15 protein-coding genes, 1 pseudogene and 1 other annotated feature are annotated in these 19,874 nt (G+C 63.0%); of the genes and pseudogenes, 7 read left to right on the top strand and 9 right to left on the bottom strand.

All coding sequences use genetic code 11. The features are described 5' to 3' along the window. Positions 1–63: 63 nt before the first annotated feature. Entirely contained in the window at positions 64–429 is a 366-nt protein-coding gene (locus CIT39_RS08190; RefSeq protein ID WP_094975803.1) for a nuclear transport factor 2 family protein, read from the top strand. Positions 430–453: 24 nt separating this feature from the next. Here CIT39_RS08190 and CIT39_RS08185 read toward each other — a convergent pair whose 3' ends face one another. After that, positions 454–933 (bottom strand): MarR family winged helix-turn-helix transcriptional regulator, encoded by a 480-nt coding sequence (locus CIT39_RS08185; protein WP_094975804.1) that lies wholly within the window; start codon positions 931–933, stop codon positions 454–456. A gap of 49 nt (positions 934–982) precedes the next feature. Here CIT39_RS08185 and CIT39_RS08180 point away from each other — a divergent pair, with 49 nt between their 5' ends. Together CIT39_RS08180 and CIT39_RS08175 are read left to right on the top strand one after the other, a co-directional pair. After that, positions 983–2,485: an FAD-dependent oxidoreductase gene (locus tag CIT39_RS08180; RefSeq protein ID WP_094975805.1), complete on the top strand. Its 1,503-nt coding sequence runs from the start codon at positions 983–985 to the stop codon at positions 2,483–2,485. Positions 2,486–2,652: 167 nt separating this feature from the next. Continuing rightward, positions 2,653–4,614, top strand: coding sequence for a putative bifunctional diguanylate cyclase/phosphodiesterase (locus tag CIT39_RS08175; protein WP_094975806.1), 1,962 nt, complete (start codon positions 2,653–2,655; stop codon positions 4,612–4,614). 215 nt (positions 4,615–4,829) lie between these two features. On the opposite strand, the gene CIT39_RS08170 is transcribed toward CIT39_RS08175, so the two are convergent. The 4 genes from CIT39_RS08170 to pgm all read right to left on the bottom strand — a co-directional run bounded on the left by CIT39_RS08170 (position 4,830) and on the right by pgm (position 9,505). Next, on the bottom strand, positions 4,830–5,810 hold the full coding sequence (locus tag CIT39_RS08170) for a PDR/VanB family oxidoreductase (RefSeq protein ID WP_094975807.1): 981 nt from the start codon (positions 5,808–5,810) through the stop codon (positions 4,830–4,832). Between the two features lie 10 nt (positions 5,811–5,820). Continuing rightward, positions 5,821–6,573: a GntR family transcriptional regulator gene (locus CIT39_RS08165; RefSeq protein WP_094975808.1), complete on the bottom strand. Its 753-nt coding sequence runs from the start codon at positions 6,571–6,573 to the stop codon at positions 5,821–5,823. A 3-nt stretch (positions 6,574–6,576) separates the two neighbouring features. Then, positions 6,577–7,626 carry an aromatic ring-hydroxylating dioxygenase subunit alpha gene (locus CIT39_RS08160; RefSeq protein ID WP_094975809.1) on the bottom strand — a complete coding sequence of 350 codons (1,050 nt, stop codon included), beginning with the start codon at positions 7,624–7,626 and terminating at the stop codon, positions 6,577–6,579. Between the two features lie 217 nt (positions 7,627–7,843). Continuing rightward, on the bottom strand, positions 7,844–9,505 hold the full coding sequence (gene pgm / locus CIT39_RS08155) for a phosphoglucomutase (alpha-D-glucose-1,6-bisphosphate-dependent) (RefSeq protein ID WP_094975810.1): 1,662 nt from the start codon (positions 9,503–9,505) through the stop codon (positions 7,844–7,846). 205 nt (positions 9,506–9,710) lie between these two features. Here pgm and CIT39_RS08150 point away from each other — a divergent pair, with 205 nt between their 5' ends. From CIT39_RS08150 to CIT39_RS08140, 3 genes are all read left to right on the top strand, one after another. Continuing rightward, positions 9,711–10,838: an alpha/beta hydrolase family protein gene (locus tag CIT39_RS08150; RefSeq protein ID WP_094975811.1), complete on the top strand. Its 1,128-nt coding sequence runs from the start codon at positions 9,711–9,713 to the stop codon at positions 10,836–10,838. A 51-nt stretch (positions 10,839–10,889) separates the two neighbouring features. Continuing rightward, positions 10,890–11,654, top strand: coding sequence for a transglycosylase SLT domain-containing protein (locus CIT39_RS08145; RefSeq protein WP_094975812.1), 765 nt, complete (start codon positions 10,890–10,892; stop codon positions 11,652–11,654). Positions 11,655–11,915: 261 nt separating this feature from the next. Then, the gene (locus tag CIT39_RS08140; RefSeq protein ID WP_094975813.1) at positions 11,916–13,073 is read left to right on the top strand and encodes an acyltransferase family protein; all 1,158 of its coding nucleotides are present in this window, start codon (positions 11,916–11,918) and stop codon (positions 13,071–13,073) included. Positions 13,074–13,245: 172 nt separating this feature from the next. On the opposite strand, the gene CIT39_RS08135 is transcribed toward CIT39_RS08140, so the two are convergent. The 3 genes from CIT39_RS08135 to gmd form a co-directional block, all read right to left on the bottom strand. Further along, positions 13,246–14,121: an aldose 1-epimerase family protein gene (locus CIT39_RS08135; protein ID WP_094975814.1), complete on the bottom strand. Its 876-nt coding sequence runs from the start codon at positions 14,119–14,121 to the stop codon at positions 13,246–13,248. Between the two features lie 820 nt (positions 14,122–14,941). Beyond that, positions 14,942–15,883: a GDP-L-fucose synthase gene (fcl, locus tag CIT39_RS08130; protein WP_094975815.1), complete on the bottom strand. Its 942-nt coding sequence runs from the start codon at positions 15,881–15,883 to the stop codon at positions 14,942–14,944. Further along, on the bottom strand, positions 15,864–16,934 hold the full coding sequence (gmd, locus tag CIT39_RS08125; protein ID WP_094975816.1) for a GDP-mannose 4,6-dehydratase: 1,071 nt from the start codon (positions 16,932–16,934) through the stop codon (positions 15,864–15,866). Before gmd ends, fcl begins: the two co-directional genes overlap by 20 nt. Before the next feature lie 245 nt (positions 16,935–17,179). On the opposite strand from gmd, the pseudogene CIT39_RS08120 reads away from it, so the two are divergent. Continuing rightward, a pseudogene (locus CIT39_RS08120) lies at positions 17,180–18,386 on the top strand (IS3 family transposase). After that, positions 17,448–17,563 (top strand) — a sequence feature (AL1L pseudoknot). It overlaps the preceding pseudogene by 116 nt. A gap of 346 nt (positions 18,387–18,732) precedes the next feature. Here CIT39_RS08120 and CIT39_RS33185 read toward each other — a convergent pair. Then, a complete protein-coding gene (locus CIT39_RS33185) occupies positions 18,733–19,005 on the bottom strand; it encodes a GDP-mannose 4,6-dehydratase (protein ID WP_414645245.1) in 273 nt (90 codons plus the stop codon). Between the last annotated feature and the right edge of the window lie 869 nt (positions 19,006–19,874).

The following is a 19,874-nucleotide window of genomic DNA, read 5'->3' as shown; positions in this document are numbered from 1 at the left end:
TGACTTTCCGACTACCGGTCGGTATTTACCGACTAACAGTCTGTTTTTATCATGAGGGGCGCCATGCCGAGCCGCGACATCGTCGAAGCCTTTGCGAAGCGGCTGGAAAATGGGGATTTTGTCGGAGCGATCCTCGACTACTACGTTCCGGACGCCGCCACCCATGAAAACCAGGCCGAGCCTTTGGTCGGGCGCGACAAGCTCGCGGCCAAGGAGCGCGGCGTGCTCGCAGCCTTCAAGGAAGTCAAGGCGGTGCGGATCGGGCCGAGCTTGATCGAAGGCGACAACGTCGCGACGCGTTGGCGGTTCAGCTTCACCAATGCCGAAGGCGTCACGCGGACACTGGAAGAGATTGCCTGGCAGACATGGCGTGGCGATCAGCTCGTCGAGGAGCGGTTCTATTACGACCCCAAGCAGCTCGGGCGGTGACAAACTGCCCTTTCGCAATCGATTTCAAGCTGACTTGCCCGGGGCGATCATCGCGTCGGCTAGCTTGCGCATCAGGCGCACCAGATCCTCGACATCCTGATCGTCCCAGGTCGCAAACATCCCCCCGACAATCCGTTCGCGTGCCCTGTCGACCGCATCCGTCATGGCTTTGCCATTCGGCGTGATGGTGGCCTCGCTGACGCGGCGATCCGCTTCGCTGGCGTGGCGCTTAATCAAGCCGAGATTTTCCAGTTTCGCGACCTGCCGACTGACCGTCGTATAGTCCCGCCCCATGCGATCGGCGAGATCGACGACCCCGATCGGGCCGCGCCGCTCGATGCCGACGAGCAGCGGAAACAGCGCACGATCCAGCGAGATGCCCGCCTCGCGGATCATCATGTCGTCGCCCTGCCGGCGGTTCATGACACTGACGATGTCGATCAACGCTTCGTGAAGCGAGCGTACCTGCTTTTTAATATGTGTATTTTGCACCCTTCTTGACATCCCGATGACCCCCGCCTAATGTGTGCATATTACACATATTGAGGGTGCCATGACAAAGCAATTCACGGCGGACGTTCTGATCTGCGGAGCAGGTGCGGCCGGCCTTACACTCGCCATCGACCTCGCGCGGCGAGGCGTGTCTTTTCGGCTGATCGAGAAGCAAGCCAGTCCGTTCCATGGGTCTCGCGGCAAGGGAATCCAGCCTCGAACCCTGGAGATCTTCGAGGATCTCGGCATCATCGACCGCATCGTTGCCGCCGGCGGTCTCTACCCGCCGCAGCGCAAATACCGCGATGATGGCAGCTTCATCGAGTCGGAGATTGCAGAGCACGCACCCCCCACCCCGGCCGAGCCCTACAACATGGCGCTGATGATCCCGCAATTCCTGACCGAGGGCGTGATGCGCGAACGGCTGCTCGAACTCGGTGGGCGGGTGGAATTTGGCTGCGAATTGGTCGGCCTGGAACAGGATGAGGACGGTGTGACTGCGCGCCTTTCAGGCCGGGACGGCGAAGAGACGGTGCGCGTGCGTTATCTCGTCGGTGCCGACGGCGGCCGCAGCTTCGTGCGTCACGCACTCGGTATTGGTTTTCATGGCAAGACGCTCGGCGTACGAGCCGTGGTGGCCGACGTCGTGCTGACGGGCCTGGACCGCCTGGCGTGGCACCGCTTCCACGATGGCGCGATGGACCGCCAGATCTCGCTGTGCCCGCTGGCCGGAACGGAGCTGTTTCAGTTGCAGGCACCCGTCCCGCTCGAGGGCGAGGTCGATCTGTCCGCCGAAGGGCTTTCGGCCATGGTCGCCGAGCGCACGGGACGCAACGATATCCGCATTCAGTCCGTGCTTTGGGGGTCGGCCTATCAGATGAATGCGAGACTCGCCGATCGTTACCGGGATCGCCGTGCATTTCTGATCGGCGATGCGGCTCACATCCATCCTCCGACAGGTGGACAGGGTCTCAATACCAGCGTGCAGGATGCCTACAATCTCGGCTGGAAGCTGGCGAGCGTTATCGGCAGCGGGGCCGCAACTCTGCTCGATAGTTACGAGGCAGAACGACACCCCGTCGCTGCAAGGGTGCTCGGCCTTTCCGCCGACTTGCTGGAAGCGGCCAAGCGCGGCGACATGAGGCGCGGTCGCGAGGTGCAGCAACTCGAGATCGGCTATCCGGGATCGCCCTTGGCACTGGAAAAGCCAGGGCGCATGGCAGGCCCGTCCGCGGGAGCCCGTGCACCGGATGCGCCGCTACGTGGAGCCGCAGGACAACCCATACGCTTGTTCGGGTTGCTCAAGGGGCCTCATTGGACGCTGCTTGGCTATCAGGTGAAACGTGGGACCGTATCGGCGTGCACTGGACTGCACATCCACTGTATCGGCCCGGATGCCGAGCTCGTCGACGGAAGCGAGCACTTTCGCGACGCATACGCCGTATCGCCCGGGGATTGGGTGCTGGTGCGTCCCGACGGTTACATTGGCGCCTTCGTGGGCTCGCGGCAGATCGACGGGCTCACGCATTTCCTGGCCGAACAGGGCCTCCAGCCGCCTCCGTAAGTGTCGAAGTCCGCCTTTGTATCGATTTGTTATCGATACCACGTCACGAATACGCAGAAGTGGTCGTGGCGATGCCGGCCGGGTGGGATAATTCATAGTTCGTCAAAGTTTTGCAGCGAATTCTCGCTTCCGCGCCGGACGGACGGCCCATGCTGCTAGGCTCTGGAATGCGGACTCAAACGACCAGCTATGTCGCGCGGCTGTTCGCCGGCGATTTGTCGGCCTTTGGCGGTCCCGCAACCGACGAAGCCGTAGCCGGCCATATCCGGGCCGAACAGATGTCGCTGGTGCTCGGCTATTCGGTCGGCATCATGCTCGCCAACGCCTGCAACGCCATCGTCCTCGCCATCGCGCTTTGGCAGTCGCCGGACAGGATTTTTGCGTTGATCTGGGCTGGCGCTGTCGCAAGCGGCGCAATCATTTTCGGTCTGCAGTCCCGCGTCGCGCGCCGCATCACCAAGCCGCAATTCGTCTCGCGCCGTGCCATGCAGCGGCTGGTGCGAAACGCCTTCGTCCTCGGCGCCGCCTGGGGCATCGTACCGGTCGCCTTCTTCGCGGACGCTTCGACCGGCGGGCAGCTCGTCATCACCTCCCTGTGCTCGGGCATGCTGGCCGGCGGCGCGCTCGCCTTCGCCACCATCCCGATCGCGGCCATCGCCTTCACGGCTCCGATCTTCGTCGGGATCGCCATCTGTCTCGGCAGGAACGGCGATCTGGCCTTCCTGCTGATCGCATTCCTCGTCGTGGTCTACGGCAGCGTGCTGATCCGCGGCGTGTTCGTCAATTCGTTCGCGTTTGCACGGCGCGTGATGCGGCAGATCGAGGCGGAGCGGACCGTGCGGCTGGATCCCCTGACCCATTTGCCCAACCGCGTCGCCTTCAACGAGACGCTCGAGGCCGCGCTCAAGCGACTGACATTGTCGGGCGAGGAGTTTGCGGTGCTGCTGCTCGATCTCGATCGCTTCAAGGAGGTCAACGACAAGTTCGGCCATCCTGCCGGCGACGAATTCCTGGTGGAGGTCGCAAGCCGCCTGCGACGCTGCACGCGCGCTGCCGAGCACGTTGCGCGCATCGGCGGCGACGAGTTCGCGCTGGTGATGGCCAATCTGGCGCGTCCCGAGGATGCACTCGATATCGCCGAACGCTTCGTCGCGGTCTTCACCGAACCGTTCCGCATCGAGGGCCGCCAGATCGTGGGCGCAACCAGCGTCGGCATCGTGCTGGCGCCGCGCGACGGCACCACGTCGCTCGACGTCATGAAGAATGCCGATGCCGCGCTCTACCGCGCGAAGAAGGCGGGCCCCGGCACGATCCGCTTCTTCGAGGAAGCCGACGACAGGGTGTCACGCGATCGCAAGGCGCTGCAATCCGATCTCGAGAGCGCGATCGCGCGAGACGAGCTGTTCCTCGTATTCCAGCCGTTCCTCGACCTCGACGAAAACCGGATCACCGGTTTCGAGGCGCTGCTGCGCTGGCAACATCCTGGGCGCGGTCTGGTACCGCCGAGCGAATTCATCCCGATTGCGGAAGAGACCGGGCTGATCCACGAGATCGGCGAATGGGTGGTCCGCCGCGCCTGCGCGACGGCGGCCGAGTGGCCGGACGACATCAGGGTCGCCGTGAACTTCTCAGCCGCGCAGTTTCACAATTCGGGCATCCTCCAGATCATCGTGCAGGCACTCGCGGAGGCGAGGATCGCGCCGCACCGGCTCGAGATCGAGATCACGGAATCGATGCTGCTGTCGAAATACGGCTCGGCCGAGCCGGTCCTGAACGCGCTGCTGCAGCTCGGCGTCACCGTGGCGCTGGACGATTTCGGCACGGGATTCTCGTCGCTCACCTATCTACGCAAGCTGCCGTTCGACCGAATCAAGATCGACCAATCCTTCATCCGCGACATGCTGGTGCAGCCCGACTGCGCGGCGATCGTGAAATCGGTGATTGGGCTTGCGCGCGACCTGCGCATCGGCGTGGTCGCGGAAGGCGTCGAGACCGCTGACCAACTCGAATATCTGCGCCAATTCAGTTGCGACGAGGTGCAGGGCTATCTGATCAGCCGGCCGGTGTCGGCGGACGGCGTGCTGGCGCTGCTGGACACGAAGAAATATCGGGCCCCTTACGCGGCGTAGGTGGAAATCACACGGGCCCGAATGCCGGCCACAAGGGCGGTGAGCCCCTCTCCCGCTTCCGGGAGAGGGCTGGGGAGAGGGTGCCTCCACAGAGTGAGTCCCCAAGAGGCGAGAGCCCTCACCCGCGCCTTCGGCGCGACCTCTCCCGCAAGCGGGAGAGGTGGAGACCGCGGCGCCGTCTGTTTGTCCCAATAGACCCCGCCCCCGGGGCTCGCTCAAACCGCATCCGCCCGCAGCAGCGTATCCACGGTGATCGTCCCCCGCGCGCGGGAGACGCAGGCGCAGATCTTCTGGTTGCTCTCTTTCTGATGATCGCTGAAGAAGACGTCGCGATGATCGATCTCGCCGTCGACCTCGACCACGTCGATGGCGCAGAGACCGCATTCGCCGCGCTTGCAATCGTACATCACGTCATGACCGCTGGCATTGAGTACATCCAGCATCGAGCGTTCGCGCGGGATTTCGAGCTCGACATTCGAGCCCTTCAGGCGCACGCGAAACGGCTCGGTCGGGAGCGTGCCGCTGGAGCCGAAAGTTTCGTAGCGGAGATCTGGTAGTGGATGGCCCGCGCCGATCCAGGCGTGACGAGCGCCATCGAGCATGCGCATCGGACCGCAGAACAGCGACAACGTGCCTTGCGGCAATGACGCGAACAGCGCGCCGAGATCGAGCCGCTGACCTTCATCGCTGGCATGAACGACCAGGCGATCGCCGAGCATTCCGGCGAGATCATCGAGATAAGCGGCCTCGGCGCGCGAGCGCATCGCATAGTGCAGCGTGACATCCACCCCGCGCCGCACCAGCGCCTGCGCGGCGCCGAGGATCGGCGTGATGCCGATACCGCCGGCGATCAGACAATAACTTTCGCGCGACCAGTCCACCGCGAGCAGCGAGGCCGGCTGCGTGATGTCGAGCCGCGCGCCGGGCGCGAGCTGCCACATGTAGCGTGAACCGCCGCGGGAATCATCGGCGCGGCGCACCGCGATCTTGAATCCATGCGGCGAGGCTTCGCCGACCAGCGAATAGGACCGCGTCTCCGGCAGACCGTCGATGGTCACGCTGACATTGATGTGGCTGCCGACCGGATAGGCGGTGGCGTCGAACTGATCGGGCCGGATCAGGAATTCGCGAATGCCGGGGGCAAGATCGCGCGTCGAGACGAGCGTCGCCGGAATCCAGGTTTCGATGAAGCGCATGGGACTGCCCTCAATCGGTTGCGGTCTTGATCAGCGCCAGCGCCGGCAAGAGATCGAGATGGGTGCGGTTGCGCAGGGCGAGCCTTAAGTTGCGCACCGCCAGCCGCGCGTGTTCGCGCATGACGGCTTCGGCGCGCGCGCCTTCACGGTTCTCGATCGCATCGATCACGACGCGGTGGTGATCCTGGGCGATGATCAGGATCTGCTGCGCCTCGGGCAGTGCCGATTGGGCCATCACGAAGCCGCTTGGCGAGGCGAACGGAAGCGCGGAGGCGCGGTCGATCTGGCGGACTATGGGTGGGCTCCGCGACAGTTCCGTGAGCAGGGCATGGAAGCGCGCGTTCAGGGTGACATAGGACGAGAAGGCCTCGATCGAGATCGGCACCTGGCCCAGCAATTCGTCGATCGCCGCCAGGCACTCCTTCAGCGGCTCCAGCTCGCGCGCGGAGACGCCGCGCTCGGCCGCGAAGCGTGCAGCGAGCCCTTCGAGCGTGCCGCGCAGCTCGATGGAATCGGAAATGTCGCGCTCCGAGAACGCCTTTACCATGAAGCCTCCGGAGGGGATCGCCTCCAGCAGGCCCTCCTCCTCGAGCCGCACCAGCGCCATGCGCACCGGGGTGCGCGAGGCGCCGGTGGTTTCCACCGCCTGCAGTTCGGAAATACGCTCGCCCGGGCGCAAGGAGCCCGACAGGATCTGGTCGCGCAGCGCAAGCTGCGCCTTCACGGTCTGCGATACGGAGCGGTCGACCTCACGTTCGGCCATGATCTACTCCGCGGCCTGAAGGCGCTGCGGCGCGGTTTCCTTCGCCACCATCCTGTCGATCAGCTTGCGCGACCACATCGCACCGGCGTCGATATTGAGGTTGTAGAAGATGCGGTCCGGGTTTTCGTCCATGGCGCGCTGCTGCGCCTCGAGGATCAGCTCGTCCTCGCGGAAGATGCCGGAGACGCCCTCGCGGATCTCGCTGGTGATGCGCTGCTCGCCGAGCTGGTAGTTGCGCACGAAGGCCCAGAAATAATGGCAGGTCTTCTCGGTCTCGGGCGTGATGGTGTTGAGCACGAAGCCGTTGACGCCCTGCGAGCGGTCGCCTTCCGGAGCGCCGGTGCCCGTCGGCGCCACGCCGACGTCGATGGCGATGGTGCACGGGGCTTCGAAGCGGATGATCTGCCAGCGATCGACGAGGCCAGTCTTGCCGAGCTGCCTGGCCCAGAACGGCGGCGGCTCGATGTTCCGCATCCAGCGCGTCACCGTCACCGTCTTCTCGCCATGGGTGACGTCGAACGGCGCTTCCGCGACCGCTTCGTTGCCGATGGAGGAGCCGTGTACGAAGGTCTCGTGGGTGAGATCCATGAGATTGTCGAGCACGAGGCGGTAGTCGCATTTGACGTGGATGGTCTTGCCGTCGCCGGCCCAGTCCGGATCGTGATTCCAGTGCATGTCGGGCACGAGCGCGGGATCGGCGAGCGCGGGGTCGCCCATCCAGAGCCAGACATAGCGATGGCGCTCGACCACGGGATAGGCGCGCACGCAGGCCGATGGGTTGATGGTCTCCTGCGAGGGCATGAAGGTGCAGCGCCCCTGCGCATTGTACTTGAGACCGTGATAGCCGCAGACGACGGTGTCGCCTTCGAGCCGGCCCTTGGACAGCGGCACCAAGCGGTGCCAGCAGGCGTCCTCCAGCGCGGCCACCGAGCCGTCGGCCTTGCGGTACATCACGACATGCTTGCCGCAGATCGTCCGCGGCAACAGCGCAGGTTTCACGTCCGCGTCCCAGGCCGCGGCGTACCAGGCGTTCATGGGGAAGGGCTTTGTCATCGGTCTCGCTCCCACGGCTTATGTATGCGTTATGTATACAATAACGCGGGATTGGAATGGTTCAAGGCCAATTTATACTTACAATAGTACCTCTATCTGATGATATGTATACACATAGAAGCCGCGGCGTACTGTGTTGCCCGCCTACGCGGGCGACAGCGGGGGGCTCAATCTTTCCCGATGAGGCGGAGCGTGAAGGCGGCCTGCCCTCAGAGTCTTACGCCCCGAACACCTTGGCCAGGCCTGCCTTGGCCTCTTCCTGAATCCGCATCAGGTGCTCGGTGCTGCGGAAACTTTCGGCGTAGATCTTGTAAACATCCTCCGTCCCGGACGGCCGCGCGGCGAACCAGCCGTAGTCGGTCTCGACCTTGATGCCGCCAAACGGCTGGCCGTTGCCGGGCGCCTTGCTCAGCGTGGCACGGACGGGATCGCCGGCGAGGTCCTTCAGGCCAAGCTGCTCGGGCGTGACTGACTTCAAGATGTTCTTCTGCGGCCCGGTCGCGGCGACGTCGATGCGGGCGTAATGCGGCACGCCGAACTCGGCGGTGAGATCATTGAACAGCTGGCTGGGATCGCGGCCGGTCTTCGCCATGATCTCGGCGGCGAGCAAGCCGAGGATGACACCGTCCTTGTCGGTGGTCCACACCCCGCCGTCGCGGCGGAGGAACGAGGCCCCTGCACTCTCCTCGCCGCCGAAACCGAAGCCGCCGGTGAGGAGACCGTCGACGAACCATTTGAAGCCGACCGGCGTCTCCACCAGCTTGCGGCCGAGTTTTTTCGCGACGCGATCGATGATCGAGCTCGACACCACGGTCTTGCCGATCGCCGCGTCCTTGCCCCAATTGGGACGGTGCGCAAAAAGGTAGGAGATCGCGGTCGCCAGATAATGGTTCGGATTCATCAGGCCGCCGGTGCGGGTGACGATGCCGTGGCGGTCGGCGTCGGTGTCGTTGGCGAAGGCGACGTCGAAGCGGTCGCGCATCGCGATCAGGCTCGCCATCGCGTAGGGCGATGAGCAGTCCATGCGGATCTTGCCGTCCCAGTCCACCGTCATGAAACGAAAGGTCGGGTCGATCGCCTCGTTCACCACGGTGGCCTTCAGGCCGTAGCGCTCGATGATCGGATGCCAGTAATGCACGGCAGCGCCGCCGAGCGGGTCAATGCCGATATTGATGCCGGCGGATTTGACGAGGTCGAGATCGACGACATTGCCGAGATCGGCGACGTAAGGCGCGACGAAATCGTGGGCATGGACGTTCGACGATTTCAGCGCCTTGGCATAGTCGATGCGCTTTACGCCCTTGAGGCCGTCGGCGAGATAGGCGTTGGCGCGCTTCTCGACGACGCCGGTCACATCGGTGTCGGCCGGGCCGCCATGCGGCGGATTGTACTTGTAGCCGCCGTCCTCCGGGGGATTGTGCGAGGGCGTGATGACGACGCCGTCGGCAAGGCCGCTCGTGCGGCCTTTGTTGTAGGTGAGGATCGCATGCGAGATGACAGGCGTCGGCGTATAGCCGCCGTCCTTGTCGATCATGATGTCGACGCCGTTGGCCGCGAACACCTCGACGGCGCTGACCAGTGCCGGCTCGGCCAGCGCGTGGGTGTCGATCCCGATGAAGAGCGGACCGGTCAGCCCCTTTTCCCGCCTGTAGTCGCAGATCGCCTGCGTGGTCGCGAGGATGTGGCCTTCGTTGAAGGTGTTCTTGAAGGACGTGCCGCGATGGCCGGAGGTGCCGAACGCAACGCGCTGCGCGGGATCCGCGACATCGGGCTTGCCGGCGAAATAGGCCGTCACCAGCCGCGGAATGTTGGTGAGCGCGTCCGGCGAAGCCTGCTTGCCCGCCCCGGGATGAACATCAGCCACTGAAAATATCCTCATCCTGTCGTACAGAGATCGCGCGACACCATATCATCGGCCGGGCCCCCGCCAAGGGCACAACACCCGCGATGGGGCAGGCGTTCCCTGGGATAGCAATCTCGGTCCCGTCATCCTGAGGTGCTCACCGCGCTGCGCAACGCGTTCGCAGCTTCGGGTAAAGAGACCGTGCTATGCTCCACGCCATCGAGGTCTTCCGAATCGTCCCATGATTCTCCTGCGCAAGCTGCTGCTGCTGATCGCCGGCCTCGTCGTGGCCGGTGCGCCGGCGCGGGCCGCAGAGTTCTATACCGAGGATCTCCGCATCCCCATGGCGGAGGCAGGGCCGCAGGGGCTGGAGGCCTTCCTGGTCCGCCCGGCCGGGACGAAGCGCTATCCGCTGGCGCTGCTCAGCCACGGCTCGCCGCGCAGCTTCGACGACCGCGCCACCATGTCCGCGCACAAATATTACGGCATCGCGCTCGAATACGCCCGGCGCGGCTTTGCGGCGCTGATCGTGATGCGGCGCGGCTACGGCACCTCGCCCGGCGGACGCGTCGACAGCGTCGGCGGCTGCGCGAAGGCCGCCTATCTGCCCGCGGCTGCGGTCGCGGTTGCCGACCTGCGCGCCGCGATCGATGCGATGGCGCGCCGGGCCGACGTCACGACGACGGGCATGATCGCGGCCGGCCATTCCGCCGGCGGGCTCGCAACGATCGCGCTCACCGCGCAGGCGCCGGCGGGTCTCGTCGCCGCGATCAACTTCGCCGGCGGCCGCGGCTCGCGCGACGACGACGACGTCTGCAATCCCGACGGACTGGTGCAGGCCTTCGCCGCCTTCGGCAAGACCTCGCGCGTGCCGACACTCTGGGTCTATGCGACCAACGATTCCTATTTCGGCCCCGACCTCGCGCGCCGCCTCCATGACGGATTCCGTACCGCTGGCGGCAAGGCAAAATTCATCGCGGCGCCGCCGTTCGGCGACGACGGTCACTACCTCTATGCGGTGGCGAGCCGTGCGCAATGGACGCCCTATGTCGACGCCTTCCTGCGCGAGCGCAGCATCCTCAGTCGCGACATCCTGAGCCCGCCCGACCCACTGCCGCCGCCGCGCCAGCTCAACGAGGCCGCGCGGACCGAATTCGCGCGCTATCTCGCCAGCATGCTGCCGCACAAGGCGTTCGCGGTGTCGCCGAACGGCGGCTACGGCTGGCGCTCGGGGCACATTACGGCCGACGACGCCCGGCGCGACTCGCTGGCCGCCTGCATGAAATGGTCGCGGACCTGCACGCTCTATGCGGTCGACGACCGGCTGGCTGAACCCGCGCCCACCGACCAGAGCGCCCGCGCGCGCTAGCCGCCGTGCGTCGGAGGCCGTTTGTTAACTCCGGAGCTCTATGACGGAGCCATGCTGTGGGATCGGGCATGCTTCCATCTCGGCGCGACGTGGCGACACGTGGCGGTCGTGTTGCTGTTGTCGGCTCCGCTCTGCGCGCACGCCGGAGACGGCAACACGGAGCTCGGGGCCGGCGAAACGCCGTCATCCCGGGCCATGATCCGGAAGATCATCGAGCGAGAAACCGCAAACACCAATTTACCGGCCGATATCGCCGAGGCGGTCGTCTTCGTCGAAAGCGGCTACAATTCGGCCGTCATCGGCAGCGTCGGCGAGATCGGCCTGATGCAGGTCCGGCCCGAGACGGCGGCGATGCTGGGTTTCCGGGGCAGCGATGCGGAACTCGCCGAACCCGACATCAACATCCATTATGGGGTGCTTTATCTCAGCCGGGCCTGGCGCCTCGCCGGCGGGGACATCTGCCGCGCCCTCATGAAATACCGGGCGAGTCATGGCGAGGAAGCGATGACCGCGCGGTCGCAGGTCCATTGCAACCGCGCCCGTAACCGTCTTGTCGCCATGAACTCGACCTCGGTGGGGACTGAAGTGGCGGCTGTTCCGGATCCGGCGCCTCCGCGCCCGATCGCTGTTGCGGCTGCAGCTCCGGCCAAACCGGCGAGCCGCCCGAAGCTATCGGCGCAACCCAAAACGGTCTATGCTCGCTATCGTCACGGCACCGCGGCCGCCAGCCGCGCCTATTGGGCCGCCCACGAGGCCCGGGTCAGCCAGATCAAGGCTCGCATCGAAGCACGATGGAAGCGCGTCGCATCGCGCTGACGATGACGCGGGCGGCGGGACGCAACTCCCTGAGTGCGGAAGCAGCCACGGTCCTGGGTATCCTATGTGCCTGGGATCCGACCTGGAAATTCAAGTCACTGCGCAACGCGCTGTCATGTGAACGGACATTCACGACTTGTTCGAGACATACTCGGCTTTGGACTCAACCGGTGGTTAACGTAAAGAAGGCCTTCAGCTTCGGAAAGCCGATCCGCGCCTCTATGGTCCCGCCTGCACAATGCGAAACACGGAGCAGGCGTGATGCAGGGGCAGGCCCGGTTGGCTGCCGGTCGAAGCGAGCAAGGCACAGCGCCGTTCGGCCGTTCGCACACACTCGATGTCCTGCGCGGCCTCGCCATCGCCGGCGTGATGGCCATCCACGTCTCGCAATCATTTCCGTCAAATATCCACGCCGTCGACTACGCGTTCATGTGCGGCTGGACCGGCGTCAACGTATTCTACTTCGTCAGCGCCATGACGATGTGCCTGATGTGGACGCAGCGTGTCGAAACCAGTCCGACGCGCAAATTCTACATCCGCCGTGCCTTGCGCATCGCGCCACTGTTCTGGCTCGCGATCCCGGTCTACCTCGTCATCAACGGCACCGGACCGAGCGACAATGCGCCCAACGGTATCGGGCCCATTCAAGTGATCCTGACCGCAACGTTCCTGCACGGCTTCTGGCCGGACAGCGTCAACAGCGTCGTGCCTGGCGACTGGTCGATCGCAGCCGAGATGACCTTCTATCTCGTCTTTCCGCTCCTGGTCACCGCGTTCGGCTCGCGCCGCCATCTCTATGTTGCGCTCGCGATCGTGCTGCATCTCGTCAATGTCTGCCTGTTCAAGCCGTGGGCCTTCGCGCTGTTCTCCGCCTATTACGGGCCCGGCCACGAGGCATTCGTCTGGACCACGCTGCACATCAGCTTCCTGAACCAGTTGCCGGTCTTCCTGGTCGGATGCGCGCTGTTCTTCTCGCTGCGCGACGGATTTGCGAGGTCGGACGCTGCGATCTACGCGGTCTTCATCGCACTGTCCTTTGTCGCCAACCGCCTCACCGGCTCGCACGAATTCAACTACCTGATGATCAACCTCGTGCTCGGCGCGCTGGTTGCCGGTTGCATCAAGCTTGCGATCCGCTTCCAGCCGCTCGAAGCGCTCGGCCGTAATTCCTATTCGATGTACCTGTCCCACTTCGCGGTGATCTACGGCCTGCGTCAGCTCTGGCCGCTCGCCGATGGACTGGTCTCGCTGCTCATCGCCTATGTCCTCACTGCCGCGCTGAGCTATCTCGTCGCACGCGCGACATGGCACCTGGTCGAACGGCGCGCGCAGGACCTGGCGCACCGCCTGACATCCGCGGGATCGGACCGGTCGCCCCTCCGGCCCGCCATCGCCGCCACCGCGGCCGGCATGCGCTGAACGACGCCGCCTATCCCCACCAGCCCCAGGGCTATCGCTTATGCGCTTTGCACGAGCTGAGCGCACGCCTCGTCCTTCGAGACGACCGCTGCGCGGTCTCCTCAGGATGAGGCTAAATAGCATGAGTGCTTGTTGAAGTGTATCAAGGTCTGAGCGCCATCAGCCAACTGGCTCAGGACGATCCGACCTCGATCCGGAACGATAGTCGCTCTTCCGCACCCGGCGCGATATGCATCAGACCCGGCTTGTCCGCGAACTCGCCATCGAAGCCGACAGGACTGGCATAGCCGCGCCAGGGCTCGATGCAGAGAAACGGTGCGCCCGATGGTTTCGACCAGACCCCGAGTTCGCGAAAGCCGCGCCATGATATCTTCAGCCACGGGCCGCTGGACGCAGCATAGCGGACCGCGTCGCTCTCGATCCGGTCGAAGATGATGGCGTCATCGGCGAACAGGGATTCGGACAAGGCGAGCTGCGTACCCTTGACGGGACCAGGCTCCGCGGAGGCACGCAGCAGCCCGCCATCAAGACGGCGGACGCGAGAGGATTCCGCCTTCGCAAAGGTCAGCGCGTAATCCTCTTTCGCACTTTCGGATTCGAGCGGCCAGTTGAAGGCCGGATGGCCGCCGATCGAAGCCGGCAATGTCTCCTTGCCGGTGTTGGCGATCGCGAGCGTCAGATCGAGGCCGGCGGCGTCGAGCGCAAAGATCGCTGTCAGACGGAACGCGAACGGATAGAGCGCGCGGGTCGCCTCGCTGTCTTCGAGCAGCAGCGCGCAGCGGCTTTTGCCGCGCTCCGCCCATGCAAAGCGGCTGTCGCGCGCAAAGCCGTGCTGAGTCATCCGGTATGTCTTGCCCCGGTGCCGCAATTCGTCCCCGGCAAGACGCCCCACGATGGGAAACAGCAGCGGCGCATGGCGCGGCCATTCCGGCCCGGCCTGCCAGACGAATTCGGTGAAATCGTCCTTCAACGAGCACAGCTCGGCGCCGTGCGCCTTGATGATCGCGGTCATGCCGCCACGACGGAGAGTGTGGGTGTCCTCGCTCATGGGGGGACGTCTACACTGCGTCCACATTGGCAGCAAGACGCCTGCCTCGTGCGGTTGCGAGCGTGGCGACCTTGCAAACTCCTCGCAAAGTTGAAGCCTTGGGGAAGCCCGTCGACCTTCTATCCGCTAAAGGGATCCAATCCAATGAACCTCCGCGCTGTTATTCCATCCATTGCCTTGGCCGCTGTCGGCCTCACCGTGCGGTCTCCCTCGCACCGGCCGCCGAACTCGCGCTTGCGCCGTCGTATCATTGGGCCGCTTCCGTCCATACCGGTATCGTCCTGTGCGACGACGTTTACCCGCCCGCGATCTACGGCCCGCAAGTTCGCACTGTCGAGGAAGTGACGGCCATGAAGGCGTAGGCGCGTCCGGTCTCGCAGCGCTGGTGGGGCTGCTGATACGCCAGGTGAGGCGCACAGGCCGCTCTTGTCAGAGTTGACGTCGGCCGATCGTGATCTCGTCGGGCGCGCACCGGTTGACCTGCAGGCCCGCGGTTTCAGCCTCGTCGAGGCCAAGAACACGCCGCGGCGAATGCGGAGGCGCTACGCTAATCCGGAATAGCCGGACGGGCGACTCCCATGACGGACGTGCCCGCTGCCGCCCCCTGGCGAGAATGAGAGCCTTCCATTCTGAATAAGCGCAGCGGTATGTGCGTAGCGTTTGATCGACGTGAAGCTGTTGCGATAAGCAGCAAAATTCCTCGCCAATTAAATGGTGGAGCATCGAACCGATGATACCAACGATCCGTTTTCGAGATAGAAGCGTTGCTGCAATATGGCTCTGTGGATTGCGATGCGCAACGGGCGAGACTGTCGCCCTCTTATCGTCGCGTAAGATACGCCTGATACGCCTGCTTCAGACCGTCGGCCAGCGATGTCCTCGCACGCCAACCAAGCTCTTCAAGGCGACCGACGTCGAGTAGCTTGCGCGGCGTGCCGTCGGGCTTCGACGGTTCAAAGATGATTTCGCCCCTATAATGAACAACATCCGCGACGAGCCGTGCGAATTCAGCTATCGTTATGTCCTTGCCGGCGCCGATATTAATCAGCCCGGCGCCGGAATAAACTCGCATGAGATAGACGCAGGCGTCGGCCATGTCGTCGACGTATAGAAATTCGCGGCGTGGCGTTCCGGTTCCCCAGACGGAGACGCTTTTCACGCCCGCTGCCTTTGCTTCATGAAAACGTCGGATCAAGGCCGCTACGACATGGCTATGCTCGGGGTGGTAATTATCGCCGGGACCGTACAGATTGGTCGGCATCACGCTGATAAAATCGTTGCCGTACTGGCTGCGGTAGGCCTCGGCCATCTTGATCCCGGCGATCTTGGCGACCGCATATGGCTCATTGGTTGGTTCGAGCGGACCGGTTAGCACCATGTCCTCCCGCAACGGCTGTGGCGCCAGCTGCGGATAAATGCAGGAAGAGCCGAGAAACATCAGCTTCTCTGCACCGTTCCGATGCGCGGCATGTATAACGTTGGTCGCAATTGCGATATTGTCGTAAATAAAATCGGCGCGGAGCGTGTCGTTCGCCAAGATGCCGCCAACTTTCGCAGCGGCCAAAAAGACGACCTGCGGTTTTACCTTTGCAAACCAATCGAACACGGCAGCCTGGTTGCGCAAGTCGATGTCGTTTCGATCAACAGTAACAATCGTCACGCCCTCTCGGGCGAGCCGCCGCACCAACGCACTACCCACCATGCCACGGTGGCCGGCGACATAAACACGCTTGCCAGTGAGATCAAAGGGTACGCTGTTCATGTGCTGCGTCCCGTTTCGCTTCGGCGAGATCACTCGCTATCATCTCCCCGACCAGCTGAATAAAGCTCCGCTTCGGCTTCCAGCCAAGCACCTGGCGCGCCTTGCTTGCGTCTCCAACGAGGAGGTCGACTTCAGTAGGACGGAAATAGGCTGGATCAATCTTTACAGCGATCTTGCCGCTTCTGGCGTCGATGCCGATCTCCTCGACCCCCTTACCGTGCCATACGATCTCACGGCTCACTTCCGCAAAGGCCAACTCTACCATCTCGCGCACCGAATGCAGCTCACCGGTGGCGAGCACGAAATCGTCAGGCTCATCGGCCTGAAGGATCATGTGCATGCCCTCAACATAATCCTGCGCGTGGCCCCAATCGCGCTTGGCCTCGAGGTTACCAAGATAGAGTGTCTCCTCAAGACCAACCTCAATGCGCGCTACGCCTCGGGTAATTTTGCGGGTCACGAATGTCTCGCCCCTGACTGGGCTCTCATGATTGAACAGAATGCCATTAGAGGCGAACATGCCGTAAGCTTCACGATAGTTCACGGTGATCCAATAACCGTAGAGTTTTGCCACTCCGTAAGGTGAACGGGGGTAGAAGGGCGTTGTCTCCTTTTGCGGAATCTCCTGGACGAGACCGTAAAGCTCCGACGTCGAGGCTTGATAGAACCGGGTGTCCTTCTCCATACCGAGAATGCGGATCGCCTCCAACAAACGCAGCACGCCGACCGCATCAGCATTGGCAGTATACTCGGGGCTCTCGAAGCTGACGGCAACGTGACTTTGGGCGGCAAGATTGTAGATTTCAGTCGGCCGGATCTGCTGGACCAAGCGGATCAGATTGGTTGAATCGGTCATGTCCCCGTAGTGCATCAGGAACGGCACGTTGCCCAAATGTGGATCCTGATAGAGATGATCGACACGCGCGGTATTGAAGGACGACGAACGTCGCTTGACGCCGTGCACGACGTAGCCGAGCGACAGCAGATACTCTGCGAGATAGGCGCCGTCCTGCCCGGTTACCCCGGTGATGAGAGCTATCCGTTCCGCCATGCAAATTGCCTCCAGAAGAAAGAGCAGGCGACAGAATCCTGCGCGCTATCCGGCAAGCACGATTGGTCGCAAAGTGCCATACGAGGAGGTCTTTCTTGGATATATTGGCCACCGGGTCAACCCCTAGACGTGGGCACAGTGAACCGCCCCGGGTTTGCCGGAGGCTCCAACTCCTGAGAGGATGGAGCCATGACGAGCAAGACGAGAACAAGTTTTCACCCGAAGTCCGGACCCGAGCAGTTCGGATGGTTCTGGATCACGCCGGCGAGCACCCGTCGCGGTGGGCGGCAGTGACGTCAATTGCGGCCAAGATCGGCTGCACGCCACAGACGCTGCATGACCGGGTCAAGAAGGCCGAGGTCGATAGCGGGCAGCGGGCGAGCGTTCCGACCGAGATGGCCGAGAAGCTGAAGGCCCTGGAGCGAGAGAACCGCGAGCTTCGGCAGGCCAACGAGATCCTGCGCAAGGCAAGCGCTTATTTTGCGACGGCCCCTTTCGGCGAATGAAGACATTCGCCTGTCGGGCGAGGGGAAGCTCGACCGCCGGTCCAAGCCATGATCGCCTTCATTGACGATCATCGTGGGGCGCATGGGGTCGAGCCGATCTGCAAGGTGTTGCCGGTGGCCCCCTCGACCTACCATGCCCATGTGGCCAAACGGCGCGACCCGGCCAAGCTGTCGGCGCGCGCCAGGCAGGATGTCAGGCTGAAGATCGAGGTCCGGCGCGTGTTCGATGAGAACTTCTCCGTCTACGGCGTGCGCAAGGTCTGGCGGCAGCTCAAGCGTGAAGGCTTCGATGTTGCCGGTTGCACCGTGTCGCGACTGATGAGGGACATGGGTTTGCAAGGTGTTATCCGCGGCAAGCCGGTCAAAACCACGATCAGCGACAGGCCGCGCCATGCCCGCTGGATCACGTCAACCGCCAGTTCAAGGCGCCAAGGCCGAACGTCCTCTGGCTCTCCGACTTCACCTATGTCGCGACCTGGACGGGCTTTGTCTACGTCGCCTTTGTGATCGACGCCTATGCCCGCAGGATCGTGGGCTGGCGAGCCTCGCGCACGGCGCATGCAGGCTTTGTGCTCGATGCGCTGGAGTAGGCATTGCACGATCGACGACCGGTCCATCGCGGCGGGCTCGTGCACCACAGCGACAGGGGGCAGCCAATACGTCTCTATCAAATACACCGAACGCCTGGCTGAAGCAGGCGTCGAGCCTTCTGTCGGCAGCGTCGGAGATTCCCTATGACAATGCCCTCGCCGAAACCATCAACGGGCTCTACAAGGCCGAGGTGATCCATCGGCGCGGACCATGGCGCAGCTTCGAGGCCGTCGAGTTCGCGACGCTGGAATGGGTCCCTCGCAACGGCGTGGAAGATGATCTGCGGTTTTCCTTCGCCAACCAATCTAACACGCAGCCCTTTTGCACAAGTCTGGGTCGTGTCGATCAACGGTAAAATCTTTGACGTCCCACGGGCAAGCCAGCGCGCTGCCGACACGCCACGACGACCGGCGACGTAAACGCGCTTGCTACAGATCAAACGGCACGCTTATCACTAGTCCCGTTTCGCTTCGGCAAGATCGCCGGCCACCATCTCCCCGACCGGCTGGATAAAGCCTGCTCTCGGCTTCCAGCTAGCATCTGACGCGCCTTGCTGGTGTCGCCGACGAGGAGGTCGCTTTCGACAACACGGAAATGAGCTAGATCGCATCTCTACGAAGGCCTTGCGGCTTCAACGCGGCTCTCTTCTACTTCATTGCCGCACACGACCTGACGGCTGACATCGGCGAAAGCCAGTTCTATTATTTTTCGCGCTGAGTGCAGTTCGCCAGTGGCGAGCATGTAATCGTTTGGCTTATCGGCCTCGATCGGTGCATGCCCTCGAAATAATCCTTTGCGTGGCCCCAATCACGATTATCTTCGAGGTTGCCGAGATAGAGCGCATCCTCGAGCTTCGCATGGGGTCGATGTCGGTCTTGTCGCAGGTGACACTGTTGGCGAAGGGACGCCACGAGGCCTGTGCATGCTCGTTCCAACCATGCGTCAAGATCTAAGTGAGCCTTTTTGCGGATCATCGTATGGACAGCAGTAATGACATCTCGGGCTTCCACCAAGAGAGGAACGCTGCTCGATCGACGCGATGGTGACGGTCGCAGACTTTGATACGAATCGCGGCCATTGGTCATCCGGCGGGCGCTGGTTCTGGCGGACGGCTCAAAGTAGGGCTTTGAGCAGCTGAAGTTTCGGCACGCCGACAGCGTGTCGCCCATTCTCTAACAATCCGCCCCTACGCTTTAAGGCCTGCAATTTGAGGCAACGCCAGAAATCGGCTACTTTTTCGCCTATTGCACGGTGTCGCGATTGATCTGGAACATGGGTTTGCAAGGAGTTATTCGCGGTACATCCGTCAAGACCACGATCAGCGACAAGGCTGCGCTGTGCTCGCTAGATCACATCAAACATCAGTTCAGGGCGCCACGGCGGAATGTCCTCCGGCTTTCCTACTTCACCATGTCGCAACCTGGATCGGCGTCGCCTTGTCGCCTTCGTCATCGACTGCCTATCCCCGCAAGATCGTGGCCCGCCTGAGAACAATGAAAAGGAAGCGGTTGCGAGTCTTTGCGTAACCAGCGCGTCGAGATTCAGCATTCCGATTTACTCTCGTTATCGGGCTAGGCGTGAGGTAGGGCTGAGCTGTCGAGTGATCACGAACACGCGCAGTGCTGTTTGGACAGATTGCCTAGCGACCGATGTTATTGATGTTGCCTCACAAAGCAGGCCGTGAACCCGTATGACTCCCCAAGGAAAGATGAAGTTTGTTGATTTGACATGTCGCCACCGAGTACGCTTGGTTGACCTAGAGAGTGTCTGCGTTGGGGTAAACGGCGCCTTGCGCCATAAAGTCGCAGCGGTCAGGGCGAAGAATGGTTTAATATTTTAAATT

Origin of the sequence: Bradyrhizobium symbiodeficiens (genome assembly GCF_002266465.3) — a bacterium.
In the GTDB taxonomy this organism is placed as follows: Bacteria; Pseudomonadota; Alphaproteobacteria; order Rhizobiales; family Xanthobacteraceae; genus Bradyrhizobium; species Bradyrhizobium symbiodeficiens.
The sequence above is the reverse complement of the archived record's forward strand: the minus strand, read 5'-3'. Positions and strand labels throughout refer to the sequence as shown.

Coding starts and splice junctions, on each gene's coding strand:
- CIT39_RS33185 (WP_414645245.1), bottom strand. CDS start 19,005: ATGATCCGCAAAAAGGCTCACTTAGATCTTGACGCATGGTTGGAACGA.
- CIT39_RS08180 (WP_094975805.1), top strand. CDS start 983: ATGACAAAGCAATTCACGGCGGACGTTCTGATCTGCGGAGCAGGTGCG.
- CIT39_RS08175 (WP_094975806.1), top strand. CDS start 2,653: ATGCGGACTCAAACGACCAGCTATGTCGCGCGGCTGTTCGCCGGCGAT.
- gmd (WP_094975816.1), bottom strand. CDS start 16,934: ATGGCGGAACGGATAGCTCTCATCACCGGGGTAACCGGGCAGGACGGC.
- CIT39_RS08135 (WP_094975814.1), bottom strand. CDS start 14,121: ATGAGCGAGGACACCCACACTCTCCGTCGTGGCGGCATGACCGCGATC.
- CIT39_RS08185 (WP_094975804.1), bottom strand. CDS start 933: ATGTCAAGAAGGGTGCAAAATACACATATTAAAAAGCAGGTACGCTCG.
- pgm (WP_094975810.1), bottom strand. CDS start 9,505: ATGAGGATATTTTCAGTGGCTGATGTTCATCCCGGGGCGGGCAAGCAG.
- CIT39_RS08150 (WP_094975811.1), top strand. CDS start 9,711: ATGATTCTCCTGCGCAAGCTGCTGCTGCTGATCGCCGGCCTCGTCGTG.
- CIT39_RS08170 (WP_094975807.1), bottom strand. CDS start 5,810: ATGCGCTTCATCGAAACCTGGATTCCGGCGACGCTCGTCTCGACGCGC.
- fcl (WP_094975815.1), bottom strand. CDS start 15,883: ATGAACAGCGTACCCTTTGATCTCACTGGCAAGCGTGTTTATGTCGCC.
- CIT39_RS08140 (WP_094975813.1), top strand. CDS start 11,916: ATGCAGGGGCAGGCCCGGTTGGCTGCCGGTCGAAGCGAGCAAGGCACA.
- CIT39_RS08190 (WP_094975803.1), top strand. CDS start 64: ATGCCGAGCCGCGACATCGTCGAAGCCTTTGCGAAGCGGCTGGAAAAT.
- CIT39_RS08160 (WP_094975809.1), bottom strand. CDS start 7,626: ATGACAAAGCCCTTCCCCATGAACGCCTGGTACGCCGCGGCCTGGGAC.
- CIT39_RS08165 (WP_094975808.1), bottom strand. CDS start 6,573: ATGGCCGAACGTGAGGTCGACCGCTCCGTATCGCAGACCGTGAAGGCG.
- CIT39_RS08145 (WP_094975812.1), top strand. CDS start 10,890: ATGCTGTGGGATCGGGCATGCTTCCATCTCGGCGCGACGTGGCGACAC.